The sequence below is a fragment of the Niallia sp. FSL W8-0954 genome (genome assembly GCF_038005605.1).
In the GTDB taxonomy this organism is placed as follows: domain Bacteria; phylum Bacillota; class Bacilli; order Bacillales; family Cytobacillaceae; genus Niallia; species Niallia circulans_A.
This window is the reverse complement of the sequence record NZ_JBBOTN010000001.1, coordinates 4,387,313-4,407,650: the sequence shown is the minus strand read 5'-3', so window position 1 is coordinate 4,407,650 and position 20,338 is coordinate 4,387,313. Positions and strand designations below refer to the sequence as shown.

Annotated in this window: 21 protein-coding genes and 1 pseudogene; 18 read left to right on the top strand and 4 right to left on the bottom strand. The window is 36.4% G+C overall.

Annotation, left to right across the window (positions count from 1 at the left end; translation table 11 throughout):
- Positions 1-13 precede the first annotated feature (13 nt).
- Both NX902_RS21515 and NX902_RS21510 read left to right on the top strand, forming a co-directional pair.
- Positions 14-937 carry an ABC transporter ATP-binding protein gene (locus NX902_RS21515; RefSeq protein ID WP_095329681.1) on the top strand — a complete coding sequence of 308 codons (924 nt, stop codon included), beginning with the start codon at positions 14-16 and terminating at the stop codon, positions 935-937.
- A 31-nt stretch (positions 938-968) separates the two neighbouring features.
- Positions 969-1,667 (top strand): ABC transporter permease, encoded by a 699-nt coding sequence (locus NX902_RS21510; protein WP_163185299.1) that lies wholly within the window; start codon positions 969-971, stop codon positions 1,665-1,667.
- A gap of 58 nt (positions 1,668-1,725) precedes the next feature.
- On the opposite strand, the gene trmL is transcribed toward NX902_RS21510, so the two are convergent.
- The gene (gene trmL / locus NX902_RS21505) at positions 1,726-2,196 is read right to left on the bottom strand and encodes a tRNA (uridine(34)/cytosine(34)/5-carboxymethylaminomethyluridine(34)-2'-O)-methyltransferase TrmL (RefSeq protein ID WP_047942050.1); all 471 of its coding nucleotides are present in this window, start codon (positions 2,194-2,196) and stop codon (positions 1,726-1,728) included.
- 270 nt (positions 2,197-2,466) lie between these two features.
- On the opposite strand from trmL, the gene NX902_RS21500 reads away from it, so the two are divergent.
- The 4 genes from NX902_RS21500 to NX902_RS21485 all read left to right on the top strand — a co-directional run bounded on the left by NX902_RS21500 (position 2,467) and on the right by NX902_RS21485 (position 6,513).
- Complete coding sequence (locus tag NX902_RS21500; protein WP_095329683.1) at positions 2,467-2,952, top strand: sigma-70 family RNA polymerase sigma factor; 486 nt, start codon at positions 2,467-2,469, stop codon at positions 2,950-2,952.
- Between the two features lie 149 nt (positions 2,953-3,101).
- Complete coding sequence (locus tag NX902_RS21495) at positions 3,102-5,609, top strand: bifunctional diguanylate cyclase/phosphodiesterase (protein WP_172859207.1); 2,508 nt, start codon at positions 3,102-3,104, stop codon at positions 5,607-5,609.
- 145 nt (positions 5,610-5,754) lie between these two features.
- The gene (locus tag NX902_RS21490) at positions 5,755-5,994 is read left to right on the top strand and encodes a helix-turn-helix domain-containing protein (RefSeq protein WP_172859206.1); all 240 of its coding nucleotides are present in this window, start codon (positions 5,755-5,757) and stop codon (positions 5,992-5,994) included.
- 30 nt (positions 5,995-6,024) lie between these two features.
- Positions 6,025-6,513 (top strand): competence protein ComK, encoded by a 489-nt coding sequence (locus NX902_RS21485; RefSeq protein WP_172859205.1) that lies wholly within the window; start codon positions 6,025-6,027, stop codon positions 6,511-6,513.
- A 230-nt stretch (positions 6,514-6,743) separates the two neighbouring features.
- Here the strand turns inward: NX902_RS21485 and NX902_RS21480 are convergent, their stop codons facing one another.
- Positions 6,744-7,190 (bottom strand): helix-turn-helix domain-containing protein, encoded by a 447-nt coding sequence (locus tag NX902_RS21480; RefSeq protein WP_163185314.1) that lies wholly within the window; start codon positions 7,188-7,190, stop codon positions 6,744-6,746.
- 455 nt (positions 7,191-7,645) lie between these two features.
- On the opposite strand from NX902_RS21480, the gene gnd reads away from it, so the two are divergent.
- The 9 genes from gnd (at position 7,646) to NX902_RS21435 (ending at position 14,728) form a co-directional block, all read left to right on the top strand.
- Positions 7,646-8,542 carry a phosphogluconate dehydrogenase (NAD(+)-dependent, decarboxylating) gene (gene gnd / locus NX902_RS21475; RefSeq protein WP_095329688.1) on the top strand — a complete coding sequence of 299 codons (897 nt, stop codon included), beginning with the start codon at positions 7,646-7,648 and terminating at the stop codon, positions 8,540-8,542.
- 108 nt (positions 8,543-8,650) lie between these two features.
- Positions 8,651-9,418: a PTS sugar transporter subunit IIC gene (locus tag NX902_RS21470; protein ID WP_047942054.1), complete on the top strand. Its 768-nt coding sequence runs from the start codon at positions 8,651-8,653 to the stop codon at positions 9,416-9,418.
- 24 nt (positions 9,419-9,442) lie between these two features.
- Complete coding sequence (locus NX902_RS21465; RefSeq protein ID WP_047942055.1) at positions 9,443-10,312, top strand: PTS system mannose/fructose/sorbose family transporter subunit IID; 870 nt, start codon at positions 9,443-9,445, stop codon at positions 10,310-10,312.
- A 77-nt stretch (positions 10,313-10,389) separates the two neighbouring features.
- The gene (locus NX902_RS21460) at positions 10,390-10,803 is read left to right on the top strand and encodes a PTS sugar transporter subunit IIA (RefSeq protein ID WP_095329689.1); all 414 of its coding nucleotides are present in this window, start codon (positions 10,390-10,392) and stop codon (positions 10,801-10,803) included.
- A gap of 27 nt (positions 10,804-10,830) precedes the next feature.
- A complete protein-coding gene (locus tag NX902_RS21455) occupies positions 10,831-11,325 on the top strand; it encodes a PTS system mannose/fructose/N-acetylgalactosamine-transporter subunit IIB (RefSeq protein WP_123260461.1) in 495 nt (164 codons plus the stop codon).
- A 94-nt stretch (positions 11,326-11,419) separates the two neighbouring features.
- The gene (locus NX902_RS21450) at positions 11,420-12,412 is read left to right on the top strand and encodes a D-isomer specific 2-hydroxyacid dehydrogenase family protein (protein ID WP_172859204.1); all 993 of its coding nucleotides are present in this window, start codon (positions 11,420-11,422) and stop codon (positions 12,410-12,412) included.
- A gap of 39 nt (positions 12,413-12,451) precedes the next feature.
- The gene (locus NX902_RS21445) at positions 12,452-13,117 is read left to right on the top strand and encodes an HAD family hydrolase (RefSeq protein WP_095329692.1); all 666 of its coding nucleotides are present in this window, start codon (positions 12,452-12,454) and stop codon (positions 13,115-13,117) included.
- A 37-nt stretch (positions 13,118-13,154) separates the two neighbouring features.
- Positions 13,155-14,078, top strand: a complete 924-nt coding sequence (locus NX902_RS21440) for a phosphoglycerate dehydrogenase (RefSeq protein ID WP_095329693.1) — start codon at positions 13,155-13,157, stop codon at positions 14,076-14,078.
- A 20-nt stretch (positions 14,079-14,098) separates the two neighbouring features.
- Positions 14,099-14,728, top strand: a complete 630-nt coding sequence (locus NX902_RS21435) for a bifunctional 2-keto-4-hydroxyglutarate aldolase/2-keto-3-deoxy-6-phosphogluconate aldolase (protein ID WP_123260463.1) — start codon at positions 14,099-14,101, stop codon at positions 14,726-14,728.
- 62 nt (positions 14,729-14,790) lie between these two features.
- Here NX902_RS21435 and NX902_RS21430 read toward each other — a convergent pair whose 3' ends face one another.
- On the bottom strand, positions 14,791-16,503 hold the full coding sequence (locus NX902_RS21430) for a sensor histidine kinase (RefSeq protein ID WP_341160985.1): 1,713 nt from the start codon (positions 16,501-16,503) through the stop codon (positions 14,791-14,793).
- Positions 16,503-18,056 carry a response regulator transcription factor gene (locus NX902_RS21425; protein ID WP_341160984.1) on the bottom strand — a complete coding sequence of 518 codons (1,554 nt, stop codon included), beginning with the start codon at positions 18,054-18,056 and terminating at the stop codon, positions 16,503-16,505. The genes NX902_RS21430 and NX902_RS21425 overlap by 1 nt, the downstream gene beginning before the upstream one ends.
- Positions 18,057-18,272: 216 nt before the next feature.
- On the opposite strand from NX902_RS21425, the gene NX902_RS21420 reads away from it, so the two are divergent.
- The 3 genes and pseudogenes from NX902_RS21420 to NX902_RS21410 all read left to right on the top strand — a co-directional run bounded on the left by NX902_RS21420 (position 18,273) and on the right by NX902_RS21410 (position 20,264).
- Positions 18,273-18,749: a hypothetical protein gene (locus NX902_RS21420; RefSeq protein ID WP_341160983.1), complete on the top strand. Its 477-nt coding sequence runs from the start codon at positions 18,273-18,275 to the stop codon at positions 18,747-18,749.
- Positions 18,746-19,357, top strand: a pseudogene (locus NX902_RS21415) (ABC transporter permease subunit); the annotation flags it as partial. The gene NX902_RS21420 and the pseudogene NX902_RS21415, both read left to right, overlap by 4 nt.
- A 13-nt stretch (positions 19,358-19,370) precedes the next feature.
- On the top strand, positions 19,371-20,264 hold the full coding sequence (locus NX902_RS21410; protein ID WP_047942069.1) for a carbohydrate ABC transporter permease: 894 nt from the start codon (positions 19,371-19,373) through the stop codon (positions 20,262-20,264).
- Positions 20,265-20,338 lie beyond the last annotated feature (74 nt).

The window sequence follows — 20,338 nt, the reverse complement described above, 5'->3', positions numbered from 1 at the left end:
GAGGAGGATTTAGATGGACTATGCTGTACGAACAAAAGATTTAACCAAAACAATACAAGGACGTGAAGTCGTATCCCAGGTTTCCCTTCATATTAAACAAGGAGAAGTATATGGATTTCTTGGTCCTAATGGTGCTGGGAAATCAACGATTATGAAGATGCTGACCAATATGATTAAGCCTACACAAGGAAGTATTACAATCTTCGGAAAGCCCCTTCTTCCGAATTCCTTTGATTACCTGACGAGAATTGGCAGCATGATTGAGTATCCAATTTTTTATGAAAAAATGACTGCTTTAGAAAATCTAGAATTACATTGTGAGTACATGGGTTATCATAACAAAAAAGCAATTAAGGAAGCATTAGAGTGGGTCGGTCTTGAAAATGTGGAAGCGATGAAACCAAAAGACTTTTCCTTGGGGATGAGGCAGCGTTTATGTGTTGCCAGAGCAATTATCACCAAGCCGGAATTATTAATTTTAGATGAGCCGATTAATGGGCTAGATCCAGCTGGGATTAAGTCAATGAGAAGATTGTTTAACATCCTTAATAAAGAATATGGAATGACCATTTTGGTTTCTAGTCATATAATCGGTGAAATTGAACAAATTGCAGACACGATTGGTGTAATAAAAAACGGTAAACTTATCGAAGAAGCAACGATGGATTCTATAAAAGCGAAAAATACAGATTATCTGGAGTTAGTAACAAATAATCAGCGCAAAGCAGCTTTTGTTTTACACAATAAATTGAATATGAATAATTTGAAAGTGATCGATGATGATGTTATTCGAATTTATGATACAGCCATTCTACCATCACAAATAACGAAAACGTTGATAGTAGAGGATATTGATGTGGAGTCTATAACAAAGAAACAAACCTCATTAGAAGAATATTTTATAAAGAAAGTTGGATTGGAAAAAATCAATCATTAATTAACTTTTAATGATAATAGGAGGATATATTTTGTTTCATTTAATCAAGCTGGAGCTTAGAAAACATAAATTAGGTTGGTTTATTAAAGGGGCTATTATTGCTAATATCGTTATTCTTGGGTTATTATGCATGATTACTTTCGAGCAAATAATGGAAGGAGAGGAATCCTTTCAAAGCTTTGCGGATTATTCCATGGTAGCTGGAACAATGGTTCGTGGCGTATTTGTTGTTTTTGCTTCTGTACTAATTTCGAAGGTAATCATAGATGAGTTCAAAAATCGAACTGCGCTTGTTTTGTTTTCTTACCCAATAGATCGGAAAAAAATAATGAGCGCAAAGATTGTCTTGATTTTTATCATGACATTCGTGACATTGATTATTTCTAATCTGTTTGTTGTATTGAGTTTTCTCGGGCTAAATCAAGTATTGCATCTAACAGTTGAAATGAATATAACGATCAATCAATTTCTTTCCGAGCTATTAAATATTTTGATGTTTAATGTGGCAACTGCTGGTGCATCGCTTGTGCCTCTCTATTTTGGGATGAGAAATTATTCAACCCCTGCAACAATTGGCTCCTCTCTGTTGATTGTCATGATCATGTGTTCCTCGATCGGGACGGACTTTTCCTTGGCTAATATTATTTATATCCCTATCGCTTTAACAATTGTTGCTATTGGCATTGTTAACATGACTATACGCAAGATGGATTCAATTGATTTACAGTAATTATTTCAGTCGCCAAGAAGACCAATGAAAAAAGGGAAGCAGAGGAGATTCTGCTTCCTTATTTTATTTGTGAATATCCTTGTTGTCGTAATGCTTCAAATACTAGTATTGCTGCTGTGTTGGAAAGGTTCAGGGACCGGATGTGTTCGGTCATTGGAATTCGTAGAAAATGGTCCTTATGTGTTTCTAGTAAGTCTTTTGGCAAACCCGTTGTTTCTTTTCCAAATATGAAATAATAGTCCTTTGATTGATCAGTGAAATCGTAGGCTGTATATGTTTTTTCTGCGAATGTCTCAATATAGTAAAATTCACCTTGATTTTTCACAAAAAAATCGTCTAATGAATCGTAATAGGTAATGTTTACGTTCTCCCAGAAATCTAGACCTGCTTGTTTGATCATCTTTTCATCGGTTGAAAAACCAAGTGGTCGAATTAAATGCAGAGCTGTATTTGTTCCTGCACAAGTACGTGCAATATTGGCAGTATTAGCCGGAATTTCAGGCTGATACAAAACAACGTGTATGGCCATGAATGTCACCTCTATCTATATTTTCCCCTTCGAATTATAGCATATTTTGGGCTAGTAGCAGACTTATTTAAACGATATCAGTCTCTTAAAATATTGCTATTTATCAAATAATCCTCACTCTAACTTCAAGTTAGACGTCAATTCTAATTATTACTTGTGTTTTTGGTATTTTAACTTATTTTTTCTTCAATCGAAAGTCACTCAATTTTTCCATAAAGTAAAGGTACCTAGGAATAAAAAGGAAAGGCGCTTTTCTGGAAGGAAACGAACGTGGAAGGGAAGAATTACGAGCAATTAGTGGAGGAGTTTACACCGATGATCCACCATATGATAAAAAAGTTGCTGATTTATAAAGATAAGCAAGAGTTTTTTCAAATTGGTTTAATAAGCATTTGGGAAACGATGAGTCATTTTAAAGAGGAAAAGGGTAAATACAGCAATTATTTATATCGACATATGCAAGGAAGATTTCTTGATGAATTGAAGCGGCGGACAAGAGAGGCAGAAAGAAATGCTTACCCAAGTGAGGAGTTCTGGGCGCTGATGGAAAGTCCTATTCTATACAGAGAAGAAGAGGACTACATAAAAGATCTTTGCAAGGAACTATCTGAAAGAGAAACAACTTGGGTTATTGCCACCTTTGTTCATCAGATGACTGTAGAAGAAATAGCACAGAACGAAAGAGTTTCGCCTTCTGCTGTAAAGTGGTGGCGCAAGGGAGCGAAGGAGAAGTTGAAGCGGATATTGGAATTCTAAAAAGAGCGAGAACTACCAACTATGAGAACCCTTTATAAGATGGACCATCCTCTTTCCATGAATAAACTGTCCAAGAATTCAATATAGTCCAAATCTTGCTGAAGCTATATAATGGATTGTATATGACCGTAGAAATTAGGGAGAGAGCAATGAATTTAGAACCATATATAAATGCAAGTTCTGATATTATTATTATAAAGGATAAAGAGGGTCGCTGGATGGAAGCGAATCGTAAAACATTGAAACTTTTTAATATAGAGGAATACCTAGGGAAAACAAACGAGGAATTAGGAGAGTTATATCCCCATTTTGCTGAATATGTGCCTGCCATTGTAAAAAGTGATCTTCAAGCGTGGAAGACAGGAAAACAGATAGAAGTAAAAGAGTCCATTTTCTTCTATAACCAAGAGCGTATATATGAGGTAATTAAGGTACCGATATTTGATTCAGCTGGAAATCGTCAAAATCTAATCGTATTTGGACGAGACATTACAAAATTAGAAAAAAGTGAACAAACGTATAAATCTCTATTTCTACATGATCCAGATGGAGTCTATACCTTGGATAAGAAAGGTAATTTTTTAGATGTTAATAAAGTTGCAGAAGAAATCAGCGGATATACAAAGGAAGAATTAAAGACATTAAATTTCCGTGATTTGATTGTACCAGAGCAACTTCCGAGAGTGCTGCAGCGTTTTGACAAGGTCTGTTGTGGAATGACTCAAGGGATTGAGTCGCAAATCATTCGAAAAGATGGGGAAATTCGGGATATCAAATTGACGACGATTCCTTTGAAGTTAAATGATCAAGTTATCGGTATCCATGGAATCGCCCAAGATATAACAGAAAAGAAAAACATGGAGGAACTGCAAAAGAAACAAAAGGCTATTTTATCGAGAATTGCCGTGGGTGAACCATTAGAACAAATAATTGAATATATTACTGAAAGCGTAGAAGAACTTTTAAAAGGAATTTGTTCGATTATGTATTATGAAGAAGAGCATAATTGGCTGCGTTTTGGCTATGGTCCAAAGCTGGATTCTACATTCATTGAAAAGATTGATAAGTTTCCTGTAGGAGAGAATTTTGCCTCCTGTGGCCATTCAGCATACACGAAGGAATTAAAAATTGTTGCCGATATAGAAACAGATTCATCCTGGTCCAATTGGAAAGAAATCGCCTTAGCAGAGGGTCTGCGTTCCTGTTGGTCATTGCCTATTATCTCATCTAAAGACTCCTTATTAGGAACATTTGCTATTTATTATAAGGAACCGGTAGAACCAAAGGATTCTGACATTGAAATGTTGAAAGATTTTAGTCATTTGACAGGAATTGCATTGGAGCGCCATTTCCATGAAGAAAAAATTAAATATCTCGCAAATTATGATAGTTTAACAAATCTGCCGAATTTGCGGTATTTAAAGGAGATCTTCTCGCAGCGCTTACAAGAAACGAACCACCTTGCAGTTATGTTTTTAGATTTAGATAACTTAAAACCACATAACGATACTTTTGGTCATTCTTCAGGAGATAGGTTAATACAAGAAGTAGGGAAACGAATTCAAGAAGCCATTGGTGAAAAGAATGTGGTGGCACGAATGGGCGGGGATGAATTTGTTATATTAATTAGTAAGTATACGAGCAAATCCAGCTTACGTGCATTAGCTGCTAAAATTCTCCAAGCAATTGAAGAACCGATCATTATAGATGGTCAAGAATTTTCCACCCATGGAAGCATCGGCATAAGTCTTAGTGGAGAACATGGCCAAACATTTGAGGAACTGATGAAAAACGCTGATATTGCTATGTATAGTATGAAGAAAGTGGGTGGCAATGCCTTTAATTTGTATGATCCTAAAATGAATGAAAATGCTGTCAGTGCTTTTCAGTTAAAGAGCAATCTAAAAAAAGCACTGAAAGAAAACGAGTTTGTTCTTTATTACCAACCTAAAGTGAATATAGAAACAGGTAATTTTATTGGAGTGGAAGCATTAATTAGGTGGATTTCCCCAGAGAAAGGGATAATCAGTCCTGCTGCCTTTATTTCCCTTGCGGAGGAAAGTGACTTTATTTTACTGCTTGGTGAGTGGATACTAGATAAAGCATGTGCTCAAATAAAAGAATGGGAAAAGTTAAATATAAAAATCCCCATCGCCATCAATGTATCGATTAAACAGCTCTTAAAACAAGATTTCGCTGCACTAGTGAGCAAAAAACTGATGGAATATAAGATTTCTTCTGAATACCTAGAAATAGAAATAACAGAAAGTGTGTTATCTAACCATGAATCTCTTGTTCGAGATACGGTTTCTACATTGCGGAGCATGGGCATAAAAGTCTCTATTGATGACTTTGGAACGGGATATGCTTCCTTTATGTACTTAAAACAGTTTCAAGCAGATACGATTAAAATTGATAAGTCATTTATTAGTCATCTTCCTGCTAGTCAGGAAGATGCAGCCATTGTTTCAGCGATTATCATCCTTGCATCGGAATTAGGTATGAATGTGATTGCAGAAGGAGTAGAAACCCAAGAGCAGTCTGACTTCCTAAAAAGAAAAGGATGCACTAACCTACAAGGCTACTTATATAGCAAACCCCTTCCACCAAGCGAAATACTTTCATTTTTAACGGAAGCAGAGGGACGGTTCTTGTGAGGTCAATGACCTTCCATCGAACCGTCTTTTTTCTGTTTTTACAGTTAGTTCCTAAAAATTAACAAAATGTTAACAAATTCCTACCTATAGGAAGTTTTACTGGTTATTCATTTCCTTCATAATAGTTCTAAAGGAGGTGATAAAGTTGAAATCAAGAGGAGAAAAAAGTTGTATTGATTATAAATTACTGAAAGAGAGGAGGTTACAGAAAAAGCTCACTCAGTTTGAGCTTGCGGATGAAACAGGCTTACACTATGCTCACCTTGGACAAATCGAAAGAGGGCAAAAGGAACCGAAAGTAAGTACCTTATATAAGATTTGTGAAGTACTTGATTTACAGCTGGATGCAGTACTTATTAAAGAGACAATGGAGGAACTAGATTAAAAAGTGTGTGAAAAAGAAGGAGTGTAAAGGATGAAGAAAGAGTGTATTTTAAATAAATATATTGCCAATGAACGGACGATGACCATCATGCCCATGGAAGCAATCGAATGTGACGCAGTGGTAAAAGAAGTAGATCGGACTGTGTATGTCAAAGAAACTCCCTTTGACATAATCAAGGAGAATCTATTAATTGGAGGTTCTGATTTTGATGGAAGACGTCGTTCCATTACATATAAATTAGGAATGCAGAAAAGACTGCCTATGCCAATTAACCCCCAAAGAAATATATATGCATTTCCCACCCATGCTCCTAGGCAATTTCACTGTCAATGGATCTTCACCGAGCATATCGATCACATACACCCAGTAAAACACAATGAAAAATTTAAAAGCGCTATCATTTTTAAAAATGGAGAAAAAATCTTTACGGAAGTATCTCCCTATATCCTAGAGACACAGATTATCAAATCATGGAGGATAAGAAAATCAATGGAAGATAGAAAGGATATCCGACAATAGGCTCTTATAATGAATAGCGGGTTGAAAGGAATAGGTTCCTATGAGGTCCCATTACTTATATGGAACAGTTTATCGCTATTTCCAAAGGATTAGAAAATGTTAAAAACCTAGCAGGAGAGGATATAAGAGAATCGGAGGGATGGTTCTACTGTTACCATGTTATAGGCACAAGATAGGACTAGAACCATTCCCCATTGGGTAACGAATGCCTGTACAAGAACCGTCGACCGTTACCGACTTTCAAAATCGCGTTTCATTCGAGCAATCATTAATAATTCGGCTGCATCTCGCTCATTTAAATTATTAAATATGGAAACTAGTTCTTTTGCTTCTTCTGTTAATGTTTCGTCGGGGGCGAGTTCATTAATGGATTCTCGTTCTTTTATGATACTAGTGCTGATGGATGGTTTGTCATCCTGGATTACTATATTTCCGCTTTTTAAGGATGAATCTCCTAAAAATTCCTCTCCAGCAAGCAACCAATCAGCAGAAACCTCAAATTCCTTCGCAATAGTATAGATGGCTTTAGCTCCAGGTAATGATTTCTTTTTCTCACTTTCCCAGTCTCCGACATTTCCCGAAGAGACCCCAATTCTTTTTCCGAAAGCAGCTTGTGATAATCCATGTTTTTCTCTTAATAATTTGATACGTTCCCCAATATGCTCAATCTTTTTCACTAATATTAAACTCCTTTCACACGAAAAAACGTATTTATACGAAAATTCGACTATTTTTGGTTGACTCGCTCGAAAAAACGTGTATAATTTGAATTAACAAATGATATTTGCCCACCGGTGTTCTAGCTAGTAAATGTCACTTTGTGAAAAAAATAGTAGTAAGTTTCCGGTAGTTACTAAGTTTTTAGAATGGACCAGAAAGTTGTAAGAGCTTTCTGACATATAAATAAGTTGCATTTATTTGGTACATCATTTTCTAGGATGCTCGATGAGCGTAGCAAATTAGTGAAGGGATAGCTATGCCCATTTATCTATTAACCTAGCAATTGTACACGAAAAAAAGTAGATTCATGCTTAATATTATCTGCATGAAAGAATAAACAATAATGGCAATACTTTTTCAAAGTCACAAGCATTAGCAAAGAATAAGCTGTTTGTAAACAAGGAGTGGTTTGATGCAAATTGGAATGATTGGTTTAGGAAAAATGGGATATAACCTTGCGTTAAACTTAGCAAACAATCATCATTCTGTCTATGGTTTTGACAAATCTAGTGATGCTAGAAATAGAGCGAATGAAAATGGGATACATATTGTGGAAAGTATAGATCAAATGCTTATAAATATGCAATCTCCAAGAGTGGTATGGGTGATGGTACCAGCAGGAAAACCAAGTGAAATCGTGATAGAAAAGCTGCTCGGAAAAATGAAAGCGGATGATATTGTCATTGATGGTGGAAATGCAAATTATAAAGACTCCATCCGCCGTGCTGCAGTAGCTGAGGAAAAGGGCATTCACTTCTTAGATGTAGGTACATCAGGAGGAATTTTAGGTGCCAATCAGGGAGCCTGTTTAATGATCGGAGGCAGACAGGAGATTTTTGAACGAATAGAACCAATATTTAAAAGTGTTTCTACTCAAGATGGTTACTTATATGCAGGAGAATCTGGCAGCGGTCATTTCTTAAAAATGGTTCATAACGGAATTGAATATGGCTTTATGCAAGCAATTGGTGAGGGATTTCAAGTGTTGAATCAAAGTCAGTATGATTTTGATTTAGCTAAAGTCGCTGCTGTCTGGAATAATGGTTCTGTCATTCGGAGCTGGCTTATGGAATTAATGGAATCCTCCTTCCAAAAAGATGCTAGACTCGAAAATATTCGTGGAATGGTAGCATCATCAGGTGAGGCGAAGTGGACAGTTGAAACAGCATTAGATTTAGAAGTTCCTGTTCCCATTATTGCTTTGTCCCTAATGATGAGAAACCGATCTTTGGAAGAGGATAGTTTTTCTGCGAAAGTGGTCGCTGCTCTCCGTAATGAATTTGGCGGCCACCGTGTGATTAGGAAGTAATTTTATATTTTATATAATTATTTCATATTTTTCTGCGGAAGGAGGCTAGTGTTGTAGTAGTTTGTGCAATTATGAACATTTTTAAAATATAAGGGAGTGATAAGACAAATGGCAACACTATCCATTGGTCAAGCACTAATAATCGCCATTTGGGTTGCAATCGTTATGTCCCGAGGGATAGGCTATGCAACTTTAACATTGCGCTTTAGCCCGTTAATGACAGGGTTAGTTGTGGGAATTGTAACAGGACATATAACAGAAGCAATGATTATTACAGCGGCAATTCAATTAGTTTATATGGGCGCAGTTGCGCCAGGAGGTGCATTGCCAAGTGAGCCTGCTATCGCGGCAGCTATTGCTGTAACAGTAGCTGTATTAGGGGATTTTACACCGGAAAAAGCAGTGGCTATCGCAGTTCCAGTTGGAATACTTGGTAGTTACGCTTATCAATTCCGCTTCTTTTTGAATACGTTTGCATTGCGAGTGTTAGATAAATATGCAGCAGATGTAAATGACAGAGGAATATTTACATCTGTCATCATTATCCCGATTGTCATAAGTTTCATTCTTTATGTTCCATTAGTGTTTATTGCTCTTTACTATGGAGCTCCGGTTGTTGCTGATTTTGTTAATTCAATTAGCGATGGTCCAATTATCCACGTGCTTGAAGTAGTTGGCGGCGGTCTTGCTGCTCTGGGTATTGCCGTTATTATGCATGTTATCGGTAAAAAGGAACTGCTTTTATTCTTTTTTCTAGCATACTTCATGAGTGTTGCATTAAAAGACTTACAGATTAATACGGTAACGTATGCGATTTTCGGTGCTATTCTTGCTGGTCTGTATGTATTATTCACGAGAGGGAAGGAAGCAGCTTAAGAACTTAAAAAGGTGGGTTGATTGATGAGCGCAGAAGAAAAGAAACAAAGTCCAGAGAATTACCCTGAGCCAATCACAAAAAAAGATTTGCTTAAGGCTTGGGCAAGATGGTGGTGGGCAAATGAAATCCCGCATACCTTTGATAGAATGGTGGCTCCTTCCTTTTTATTTGGAATGACGCCAATTCTGAAAAAATTATATAAAGATAAAAAAGATTTAAGCGAGGCGTACCAAAGGCACTTATTATTTTTTAACACGCAAGCCATTTGGGGCGGAGGTACATTGACTGGTATTACAGCATCCCTTGAGGAGTCACGCGCGAAAGCACTTGCTGAAGGAAAAGAGGAAGAAGCGCCGAGTCCAGACATGATCAACAATACAAAAGTAGGATTGATGGGTGCTCTAGCAGGGATTGGAGATGCTATTGACTCCGGTACTGTCCAATATATTTTTATAGCAATCGCCTTGCCATGGGCGATGGCAGGCAGTCCTCTTGGAGCATTATTTCCGTTCCTTGGTTTCACGCTCGTAACATTTCTTTATGGCTATTATTTTGTCAGAATGGGCTACGGGTTGGGACGTAATGCGGCCAAAGAAATTTTAGCCGGCAGCCGTATTAAAACGATGATTGATGCATTATCTGTTCTTGGATTGTTTATGATGGGCATCTTGGCAGGGTCCTATGTAAAAGTAAGCAGCTCACTATCCTTTACTCTATCAGAAAAACAATTTGTACTGCAGGATATTTTAGACTCGATTTTACCAGGGTTATTACCTTTATTAACCGTATTAGGTGTTTACTTATACTTTGATAAAAAAGGTTTTAATATCACCAAAGGATTATTATGGCTAACTGGTACATTAATTGTACTCGGTGCAATCAAAGTTTTATAAATCTATTATTTTTGAGAAGTGATTATATAGGTAAGGAAAAAATTGATTAGATTATCCCAAAGTAAAGGAGCAGGTGTATGGAAAATCGAGCAATTTTGGTGATTACACATGGGGAATTCGGCATCGAGCTCATTAAAAGTGCAGAAATGATTATGGGACCTCAGCGAAATTTACGAGCTTTAGCACTGCGCCCAGGTGAATCAGTAGATGATTTGCGAGAGGATGCAAGTAAAATAGTGCAAGAGAATGAGAAAAACGGCTTGGAAACCATTTTACTTGTAGATTTATTGGGCGGCAGCCCTTCTAATGTATCTTTATCGTTATTAAGCAAGTATGACTTACACATATTAACGGGAATCAATATGCCGATGTTAATTGAATTATTAACTTTCTACCAAACAGAAGAAGATGCCAATAATTTAATACAAACAGTGCAGGGAACAGGTACAAGTGGAATTCATCATTTGAATCGGAATTTCTTAAAGAAATAAATATTTAATGTGAAAAGGGAGGCCAGCATGGGGAAAATCAATTTAGTAAGAGTAGATGATCGCTTAATTCATGGACAAGTAATGACAAAATGGTCAAAAGGTTTGGGGACTAATGCCCTTTATGTTATTGACAACGAAACAGCATCTGATGAATTTATGAAAGATATTTATATAAATACAAACTCTTCTTCTGGATTGAAGATTCAGGTATACAGCAATCAAGAAGTAGTTGAAAAATGGAATAGCGATCAGTTTGGAAAAGATAATGTTGTCCTACTTTTTAAATATATTGCTAGTGTGAAAGAAGTTGTGGAACAGGGGTTACCTGTTACTAGGCTCAATATAGGAGGCGTTTCAAAAAAGGGAGAGGCACAATTTGTTATCCCCACCGTTGCGTTAACAGAAACAGATGTTGATAATTTAAAGTCGTTAGATGCCAAAGGAATCGAAATATTTTTCCAAACGGTTCCAGACAGCAAAAAAGTTTCATTAACAGATGGATTAAAAACGATTAAAAAATAGATATGAAGGAATGAAAGTACCGTTTTCTCAAGGTGATTTCATTCCTTCCCCATATGTTCAGTAAGGCACAATTTAAGCGGAAAGGAACAAAGCAATGGCAAACAAAATTGCAATTGTAAATTCAAGTAGTTTTGGAGAAAGATTCCCTGATCAAATAGAACGTCTTGCAAGCATTGGAGAGATAAAAAGATTTACTTTCCCTGTAAATATTTCGGGAAAAGAGCTCGCAGAAAAATTGCAGGGGTTTACGATCATTATATCCAGCGTTACTCCTTTTTTTACGAGGGAATTCTTTGAACAAAAGGACGAAACACTGATTATTTCCCGTCATGGGATAGGGTATAACAACATTGATATAGAAGCTGCAACAGAAAAAGGGACGATTGTGACCATTGTATCTGCATTAGTAGAAAGGGATGCTGTGGCGGAAAATGCAGTTACTAACCTTTTAGCAGTAGTGAGAAAAACATATCCAGCAGCAACAGCAGCAAGAGAAGGCCGTTGGGCAGATCGAGCTCAATTTGTTGGACATCAAATCAATGGGAAAACAGTTGGTGTAATTGGATTAGGGAATATAGGAAGTAGAGTTGGCGAGATTTTCAAGGATGGTTTTAATGCTAGATTATTAGCATATGATCCCTATCAAACAAAAGAGGAACTGGAACAAAAAGGTGCGGAAAGTGTTTCTTTAGAAGAATTATTAAAACAGTCCGATATTATTTCATTAAATGCATTTGTTAATGAGGGAAGCTACCATCTTCTGTCTGATCACGAATTTTCTTTAATGAAAGAAGGGGTGTATATCACTAATACGGCACGTGGTGAATTGTGGGCGCAGGATGCTGTATTGCGGGCATTGGAGAGCGGCAAAATTGCAGGGCTCGCAACAGATGTTTTAGAAGGGGAACCAGTGGATAAAACCCATCCATTTTTCCAATATGAAAATGTTCTGGTGACCCCGCACACTTCCGCCTATACAATGGAATGCTTACGAGGAATGGGAGAAAAAGTAGTGTCAGACATAGAAAGAACACTTAAAAAAGAGAGACCGGACAATGTGGTCAATGTGGACTTGTTCCAAGGATGATTTGTCCTAAGCGTTTTATTGATTGAAAGGAGAATTAGTTTGGGAATTCCATCATTAGTTATTTTTGATATGGATGGCTTAATGTTTGATACGGAAAAGTTAGCCTATCGAGCGTGGCAAATGGCAGCTGCCCATTATGGCTTTTCTTTTGAAAGGACACTATTTGAACAGTTGATAGGCATAACGAATCAAGATATTATTCGAAAAATGGCTGATTATTATGGTCCAGATCAACCTGTGCAAGAGTGGCGAGCATACATGCGTTTAAAAAAGCATGAATTAGAATATTTGTTTATTAGAGAACCTCATTTTAAAAAAGCAGGATTGGACGAATTACTTTCCTTTTTAAAGTCTCAGGGCATAAAGATAGCTGTAGCTTCATCAAGTGCGAGAGAAGTAATTCATCGATTTCTAACTGTATCAGACACACTTGCTTTCATTGATTTATATGTTTCAGGAGAGGAAGTACCAAATGGAAAGCCAAGCCCTGATATTTTCCTTGAAGTCTGTACTCGATTAAAGGTGAATCCGAAAGAGGCTCTTGTATTGGAAGATTCCCCCGCAGGTATTCAAGCGGCCTATCTTGCTGGCATTCCAGCATTTTTTATCCCTGATTTTGTGAAGGAAACAGATATAATTCGTAAGCTCAAGCCAAAAATTTTTCGGGATTTAGCGGAAGTTGAACAATATTTACGATTCGTATAATACCTAAAATTAGGAAACGAGAAAAGGAGGGAGACAAATGCCGAAAGTACTCATTACTCCCAGATCTTTTGGAAAACACAGTGAAGAGGCTAGCCGAATATTAACTGCTCATGGCTTTGAAGTGGTTACTAACCCATATGGAAGAATCATGACGGAAGAAGAAATGAAAAAAGAAATAGTGGATGTAGATGCAGTTATTGTTGGCGTGGATCCATTGAATGCTGATGTCCTAGCAGAGGCGAAACGGTTAAAGGTTATTTCAAAATATGGCGTTGGAACAGATAATATTGACATCGACTATTGCAAAGCCAACAATATCCCAGTAACGATTACTCGAAATGCAAACGCCGACTCTGTCGCGGATTTTACTTTCGCTCTAATGTTAGCGATTGCGAGAAGAATAGTAGAAATCGATCAATCATGCCGTGTAATGGATTGGAGCAAAAAAACAAGTATTGGTATATACGGAAAAACACTTGGTGTGATTGGGACCGGTGCAATTGGAAAGGGCGTTATTAAGAGAGCCCATGGCTTTGACATGGATATTCTAGCTTACGATGTTTGCCCAGATAATGAGTTTGCTAAAGAATACAAGGTGACTTATGTGGATTTGGAACACCTTGTGAAAGAAAGTGACTTTATAACTCTTCATCTACCAGCAACTCCAGAAACAAACAATTTATTTAGTGAGAAAGAATTCAGCATGATGAAGGAAACGGCTGTATTGGTCAACACAGCTCGCGGAGAACTGATTGATGAAGATGCCCTTTATAATGTTCTGCGGAATAAGAAAATTTGGGGAGCAGGAATAGATGTTTTCAAAAAGGAACCACCAGAAAAGAAGGAACTGCTGGAGCTGGATAATATGATTATCGGATCACATGCTGCTGCCTCTAGTGTGGATGCAGTCAATAAAATGAGCTTAATGGCAGTTGAAAATATCCTTGCTAATTTTAAATAAAAGGAAAAAGGTGATCTTTTATGGATAAAATAGAAGTTTTAGCAAAAATGAAAGAGGAAAAGATTGTAGCAGTAATTCGAGCACAAAATATAGAACAAGGGCTCCGTGTAAGTGAAGCAATTCGGCAAGGCGGCATTAAATTTTTAGAGTTAACCATGACAATTCCTGGTGCATTGGATGTGATCAAAAAACTTGCTGATAAATATGCAGGAGAGGATGTAATCGTTGGTGCTGGAACAGTATTAGATCCGGAAACAGCAAGACTTGCTATTTTGGCAGGGGCAAAATTTATAGTAGGACCAAATCTGTCCCCGGAAGTCATTACGATGTGCCACCGCTACCGAGTCGCCGTTATGCCTGGCGTGATGTCACCAACCGAAGCACTAACAGCAATAGAACTGGGCGCAGATGTTATCAAAGTATTCCCGGGTGGAGCCTTTGGACCAAGTATAGTGAAAGATTTTAAAGGACCTCTTCCACAAGGAAACTTTATGCCAAGCGGCGGCGTTACCGTTGAAAACGCAGCTGAATGGATCAAAAATGGCGCCTACGCTATAGGAACAGGCTCCAGCTTAACAAAAGGAGCCGCTACAGGCGATTACGAAGCAGTAAGCCGCGAAGCAGAAAAGTTTGTAGCGATTGTGAAGTAGAGAAGCAGATGGACGGTTTCTTGTGCGGGCAATATCTTCCATAAAAAACCGTCCTCTGCCATTTATAAAATCTTTGGTATTCGTACCTCTACCGTTGTCCCTTTTCCTAGCTTGCTAATATAAGATAAACCATAGGATTCCCCATAAGCCAACTTAATTCGATGATGAACATTCTGTACGCCATATCCTGTAGTTTTGGTAGTTAGAATGGTTTCTAGTATTTCTGGTTCCATGCCAATGCCGTTATCCGAAATAGTAAATAGGAGATCATTATCTGCCTGTTTTCCAATAATCGTTACTATTCCTCTCTCTCTATCTTCTTTATGATCTATTCCGTGATTAATAGCATTTTCTACTAATGGTTGCAGTAATAGGTTAATCATCGTATGTCCAAGAATTTGGTCGTCCACAATGATTGAAAGATCAAAGGAATTACTGTGCATCATCTGCTGTATTTTCATATAAGAAATTGTATTTTCTATTTCGTCTTTAACTGTAATCATATTTTTCCCTTTGTTTAAGGTAGTACGATAAAATGTAGAAAGGAGTTGTGCCATCTCGCTAATGTCTTCTTGCCCCACAAGGATAGCCTTACTATTAATCAGAGAAAGACTATTATAAAAAAAGTGTGGATTGATTTGTGCCTGTAATGCTTTCATTTCATATTCTTGCTGAGCAATTTTACTTTTATAAACTTCATTAATCATCTCTTGTAGGTTGTGAACCATGTCTCCAAACTGTCCAATTACATCACCAATTTCATCTTGAGAGGAATGGGTCACAGTCACAGTTAAGTCTCCTTTTTCAATTTGCTTCATATTTGCTGCAAGCAACTCCAATGGCCGAACAACAACCTTTGAAAGAAAAAAAATAGAAAGATAAAGCGTAAAGATACATAAGATAATAACGATAATTACCCACGTCATAATAGGTGAAGTAGATTGAGATACGATATCAAATGGTCGAAATAAATAAGCTGTCCACTCGTTTGATTGAAATTTAGCACTTTTGAATACATATTCATTTTTCAGTGATCCATTATTGATTTTGTTTAATAACTCGTCTACAGAGAGTGTATAAGATTGTTTATTTTTATTAAAGTTTTGATGATTGTAAACAGGTTGCTTTTTCTCATCCAGAATAATGAGTCCATAGGAATTCTCAAATAGGTTGGATAATGGATTAAAGAAAGATTGATAATGGATATCCATGTAGACAATATTTATATTATTTCCATTATAATCAAATATTTTACTAGCCATTTCAAAAGAGTTTTTATCAGAAGAAACGAGTAAATGGGCGGAAGCATTTTTGATAACTTCCGGAAACCATTCTAATTTTTCTACATCTGTTAGAGGTCGAAGAAAGGTCCCATGTGGGAATAATGTATTGTTATTGCTATAAACTGTTATCCGATTGATATCGGTTTGTGAATTCTTTACATTGAAGATAAGTGGCTTGAGATGATCTCGATACATCGTATACATATCAAAGTTATTGTCATAATTAGCGGTTAACCCACTTTCTATATTTTGATTCCAAACAATTTGATTCATGGCATCATTATAGGAATTAATTTTATAATCGAGACTTAGAATAGCCTGATGTAAGGTTTCTTCTAAAACTTCCTTTTCTCGATTGATTAATAGTTTTTGAATTTGAAAATAGCAATAGCTTCCTAATGCAGTAACAGGCAACAAACTGGATAGAAGGCAGATTACCAATATTTTTCTACGATATTTTAAATCTTTAAACCATTGGGATAGTTTATTCATTAATTCGTCTTCTCTTTCGTATTTCCATTTGATTGTCTGAATTTTTCAGGGCTTAAACCAAAACTTTCGCGGAAAGTGCGGACAAAATAGGAAATATTCTGATATCCTACTTGCTTGCAAATATCATTGATTTTCATATTTGTATGAATTAGTAAGTTCTTGGCCGCATCCATTCGAACCTGTTTTATATATTTGTTGATCCCAGAACCGGTTTCTTGAATAAATACATCACTTAAATAACGCGGTGATAAGTATACTTTATCAGCAAGAATATTCAGGCTTAAGTCTTCAGCATAATGTTCATGGATATATTGCATTACGATATGAATGACATGTTTAGGTGACTTTTCCTTTTTCTCTAGGAAGGATAAGACACTCCTTTTTACTTCTTCTATTATTTGTTCTATTTCTGAAAAATGAGTGCATTTATAAATAGCTGATATTTTTTTATTTAATATCGTTTCTTTGTACTCCGGTAATGCATTACATAAAATCTGAAGCAGTCGTGAAAATAAATAACGTACATAAATATGCGATATTTGTTTTTTGCTTTGATATTTTTGAAAAAGGGCATCTAGGCTAAGTCGAAAGCTAAATGTATCTACATATTGAATGGCATTCTGTATCGATAGCAGCAAATTTTCATCCTGCTCTAAATATTCCTCTTGTTCAAACTTTCCACATTCAATCGGATAAAGATAGTTATCTCTATAGAAAAATCGATCTTCTAAATAATATTCGATTTGTTTAAATCGTTCAGGAATTTTCTCTGGGGCTTCTACTTCTTCACTAATAGAAAAATAACCATGTATCCCAAGAGCAGAGTGAATCTGCTGATGAATATTCTTGGCTATTAATCTTATTTCTGTATGCTCTATCGGCTTCTTTATTAGAAGTAATAATTGATAGGGATTTAGATGAAGATAGTCAAAAGACAATCCTTCCATACATTGCTTGATTTGTGCGAAAAGTAGGGAAGTCTCTTCTTTGAGCAATTTATCAAAGAAAGGTTCTTCAAATTGCATCAGTATCATTCGGCTGTATGCATATAAATAATCCATATCTATGAAAGGGTATTCATTTTTTAATGCATCTATGGAGGTGCCATTCAATAATCGATACAATAGATGGTTTTTAAGGAAAGCAATATTCGATTTTTCTTTCTTCAGCTCCTGATTTCGTTGTTCCATGTTTTTGATAACAGATGCTATCGTTTGTTTTAATTCATTTGGATTAACTGGTTTTAATATATAGTCAACGGCTCGCAGCGACAAAGCATTTTTGACAAAATCGAAATCGTCATGGCCGCTAAAAAAGATAAGTTGGATATTGGGATTTATAGATTTGGCCACTTTAGCTAAATCTATGCCATTGACAAAAGGCATTTTCACATCTGTAAATAAGATATCAATTGATTCTTTCTCTAATAAGTGGATGGCATCTTTTCCATTAGCTGCTTCTACTATATCGAGTTGAAATTGAAATTTATCAAGAAGAAACCGAATAACGCTACGTTCGTCTTTTTCATCATCTGCTATTAATATACGATACATCGTAATACCTCCTGACTAAAATTCTAGTTGATTATAACATATGGTCTTTTTTTTTAATGGTCAACAGAAAAATTTCCGGAAAAAAGTACATGAAAACGGTTTATTTAATATATTCATCTCTTTGTTAATCCAGTAAACTTTAACTATATTTTGGTAACATGTAAGATTTCTTAAAAAACTTGTGTTTAACTTATATAAAAAGAGGGAGGACATTTTATGAAATACAAAACATTTTGTAAGCGTGCGGCATTTGGATTGATGGCAACTTCATTAACACTATCACTAGCTGCATGTATGGATAATTCTTCATCCGGTGAGAGTATGACAGAAGATGGGAAAACTATTATTAAAATGGGGCGAGTAACCGCAGCTAATTCTAAATTGCCTGAAGGAGACACCTATGAAAACAATGCGTACACAAGATTAGTAGAAAAGAAACTAAATGCTAAAATAGTGGATCAATTCGAAGCAGAAGGTGAGGACTACAATCGTCAAGTAGCACTTGCAATTGCATCAGGTGAGTTACCAGACATGATGCGTGTAGATAGTCGTGAAGAGCTAAAAGAGCTAGTGGAAAATGACCTAATTGCTGACTTGACAGAAGTATATGATAAAAATGCAAGCGATTTCATAAAAGAAGTTTATGGTACGTATGATAACAAAACGTTAGAAGCTGCTACATTTGATGGATAAATGAAGTCAGATTGAAACTGCTGAAGAAATCTATTCAAACAATTGTTTACTTACCACACTTTCTTTCATGGGTGGTACTAGCATCTGTGGTTGTTAATATGTTCAGCTTAGATGGAACAATCAATCAGCTTCTAGCCTTCTTTGGCATGGATAAGCAGAATTTCCTTGGAAGTAATAAACTATTTCAACCATTGCTGATAGGGACAGACGTATGGAAAGAGTTTGGTTTTAATTCGATTGTTTATTTAGCCGCATTAACTGCTATTGATCCTGGGCTTCATGAGGCAGCAAGCATAGATGGAGCGAATTGGTGGAAACGCATATGGAACATTACCCTTCCAGGTATGCTGCCAATTATCCTGTTGTTGGCCGTATTAAGTTTGCCTAACGTTTTAAATGCTGGATTTGACCAAGTGTATAATCTCTATTCCCCAATGGTATATGAATCAGGTGATATATTGGATACTTATGTCTACCGAGTGGGATTAATAGGGCGAGAATATAGCTTTGGTACTGCAGTAGGTTTATTTAAATCGGTAATTGGAATTATCCTGATTCTATCAGCAAATAATGCAGCAAAAAAATATACGGATCGCAAATTATTCTAGGAGGGGAGAACATATGATAGAAAATAAGAGCTTTTCTGCAAAATGTGGCAGATTAACTATTTATGCAATCGTTATTTTCCTTGCCCTTACTTGTTTGCTTCCACTGTGGAATATTGTAGCGATATCATTTAGCGGAGGCGATGCCGTAGCTAGTAATAAGGTTGGTCTAACACCAATTAATACGACCTTAGAGGCATATAAAATGATTATGGATGATAGTCAATTTTGGCGTTCCTTTGGTATTTCCATTCAGAGGGTAATTTTGTCCTTGGTTATTAACATGGTATTAATTGTTACAATGGCATATCCTCTTTCAAAAACCAAAAGAGAGTTTAGAGGTAGAGGAATCTATATGAATCTGCTTATTTTTGCCATGCTGTTTAATGGTGGAATGATTCCAACCTATTTGGTTGTGAAAAACCTTGATATGTTGAATACGATTTGGGCACTAGTTCTTCCAGGAGCTGTTCAGGTTTTCAGCATTATTCTTGTAATGAACTTTTTTATCGGCGTTCCCAAATCACTAGAGGAAGCAGCAATTATGGATGGTGCCAACCCATTGCAGGTACTGATTAAAGTATATATACCGATATCGATGCCTGCTTTGGCGACAGTTGCTTTATTTAGTATCGTCGGAAACTGGAACGACTTTTTCTCAGGATTGATTTATATGACAAAAGTAACTAATTATCCATTAATGACATATATCCAGTCATTGACAATCAGTATTGAGGAAATGCTAAAAGCTGGAGCAACTTCAAGTGACCTAGCAAATGCAGGAGAAGTATCTAATAAGAATCTTAATGCAGCAAAAATTGTTGTTTCATGTGTTCCATTGCTATTAATCTACCCAATCCTCCAAAAATACTTTATCACTGGTATTGTAGTAGGTTCAGTGAAAGAATAGCCTTATTGATTTGATTAAAAGAAAAAAGTAATGAGGTTATCGGTTTCATTAATTCTTGTAGTTTTAATGAAACC

Coding starts and splice junctions, on each gene's coding strand:
- NX902_RS21495 (WP_172859207.1), top strand. CDS start 3,102: ATGAATTTAGAACCATATATAAATGCAAGTTCTGATATTATTATTATA.
- NX902_RS21440 (WP_095329693.1), top strand. CDS start 13,155: ATGCCGAAAGTACTCATTACTCCCAGATCTTTTGGAAAACACAGTGAA.
- gnd (WP_095329688.1), top strand. CDS start 7,646: ATGCAAATTGGAATGATTGGTTTAGGAAAAATGGGATATAACCTTGCG.
- NX902_RS21420 (WP_341160983.1), top strand. CDS start 18,273: ATGAAATACAAAACATTTTGTAAGCGTGCGGCATTTGGATTGATGGCA.
- NX902_RS21465 (WP_047942055.1), top strand. CDS start 9,443: ATGAGCGCAGAAGAAAAGAAACAAAGTCCAGAGAATTACCCTGAGCCA.
- NX902_RS21435 (WP_123260463.1), top strand. CDS start 14,099: ATGGATAAAATAGAAGTTTTAGCAAAAATGAAAGAGGAAAAGATTGTA.
- NX902_RS21470 (WP_047942054.1), top strand. CDS start 8,651: ATGGCAACACTATCCATTGGTCAAGCACTAATAATCGCCATTTGGGTT.
- NX902_RS21455 (WP_123260461.1), top strand. CDS start 10,831: ATGGGGAAAATCAATTTAGTAAGAGTAGATGATCGCTTAATTCATGGA.
- NX902_RS21450 (WP_172859204.1), top strand. CDS start 11,420: ATGGCAAACAAAATTGCAATTGTAAATTCAAGTAGTTTTGGAGAAAGA.
- NX902_RS21515 (WP_095329681.1), top strand. CDS start 14: ATGGACTATGCTGTACGAACAAAAGATTTAACCAAAACAATACAAGGA.
- NX902_RS21430 (WP_341160985.1), bottom strand. CDS start 16,503: ATGAATAAACTATCCCAATGGTTTAAAGATTTAAAATATCGTAGAAAA.
- trmL (WP_047942050.1), bottom strand. CDS start 2,196: ATGGCCATACACGTTGTTTTGTATCAGCCTGAAATTCCGGCTAATACT.
- NX902_RS21485 (WP_172859205.1), top strand. CDS start 6,025: ATGAAGAAAGAGTGTATTTTAAATAAATATATTGCCAATGAACGGACG.
- NX902_RS21460 (WP_095329689.1), top strand. CDS start 10,390: ATGGAAAATCGAGCAATTTTGGTGATTACACATGGGGAATTCGGCATC.
- NX902_RS21410 (WP_047942069.1), top strand. CDS start 19,371: ATGATAGAAAATAAGAGCTTTTCTGCAAAATGTGGCAGATTAACTATT.
- NX902_RS21425 (WP_341160984.1), bottom strand. CDS start 18,056: ATGTATCGTATATTAATAGCAGATGATGAAAAAGACGAACGTAGCGTT.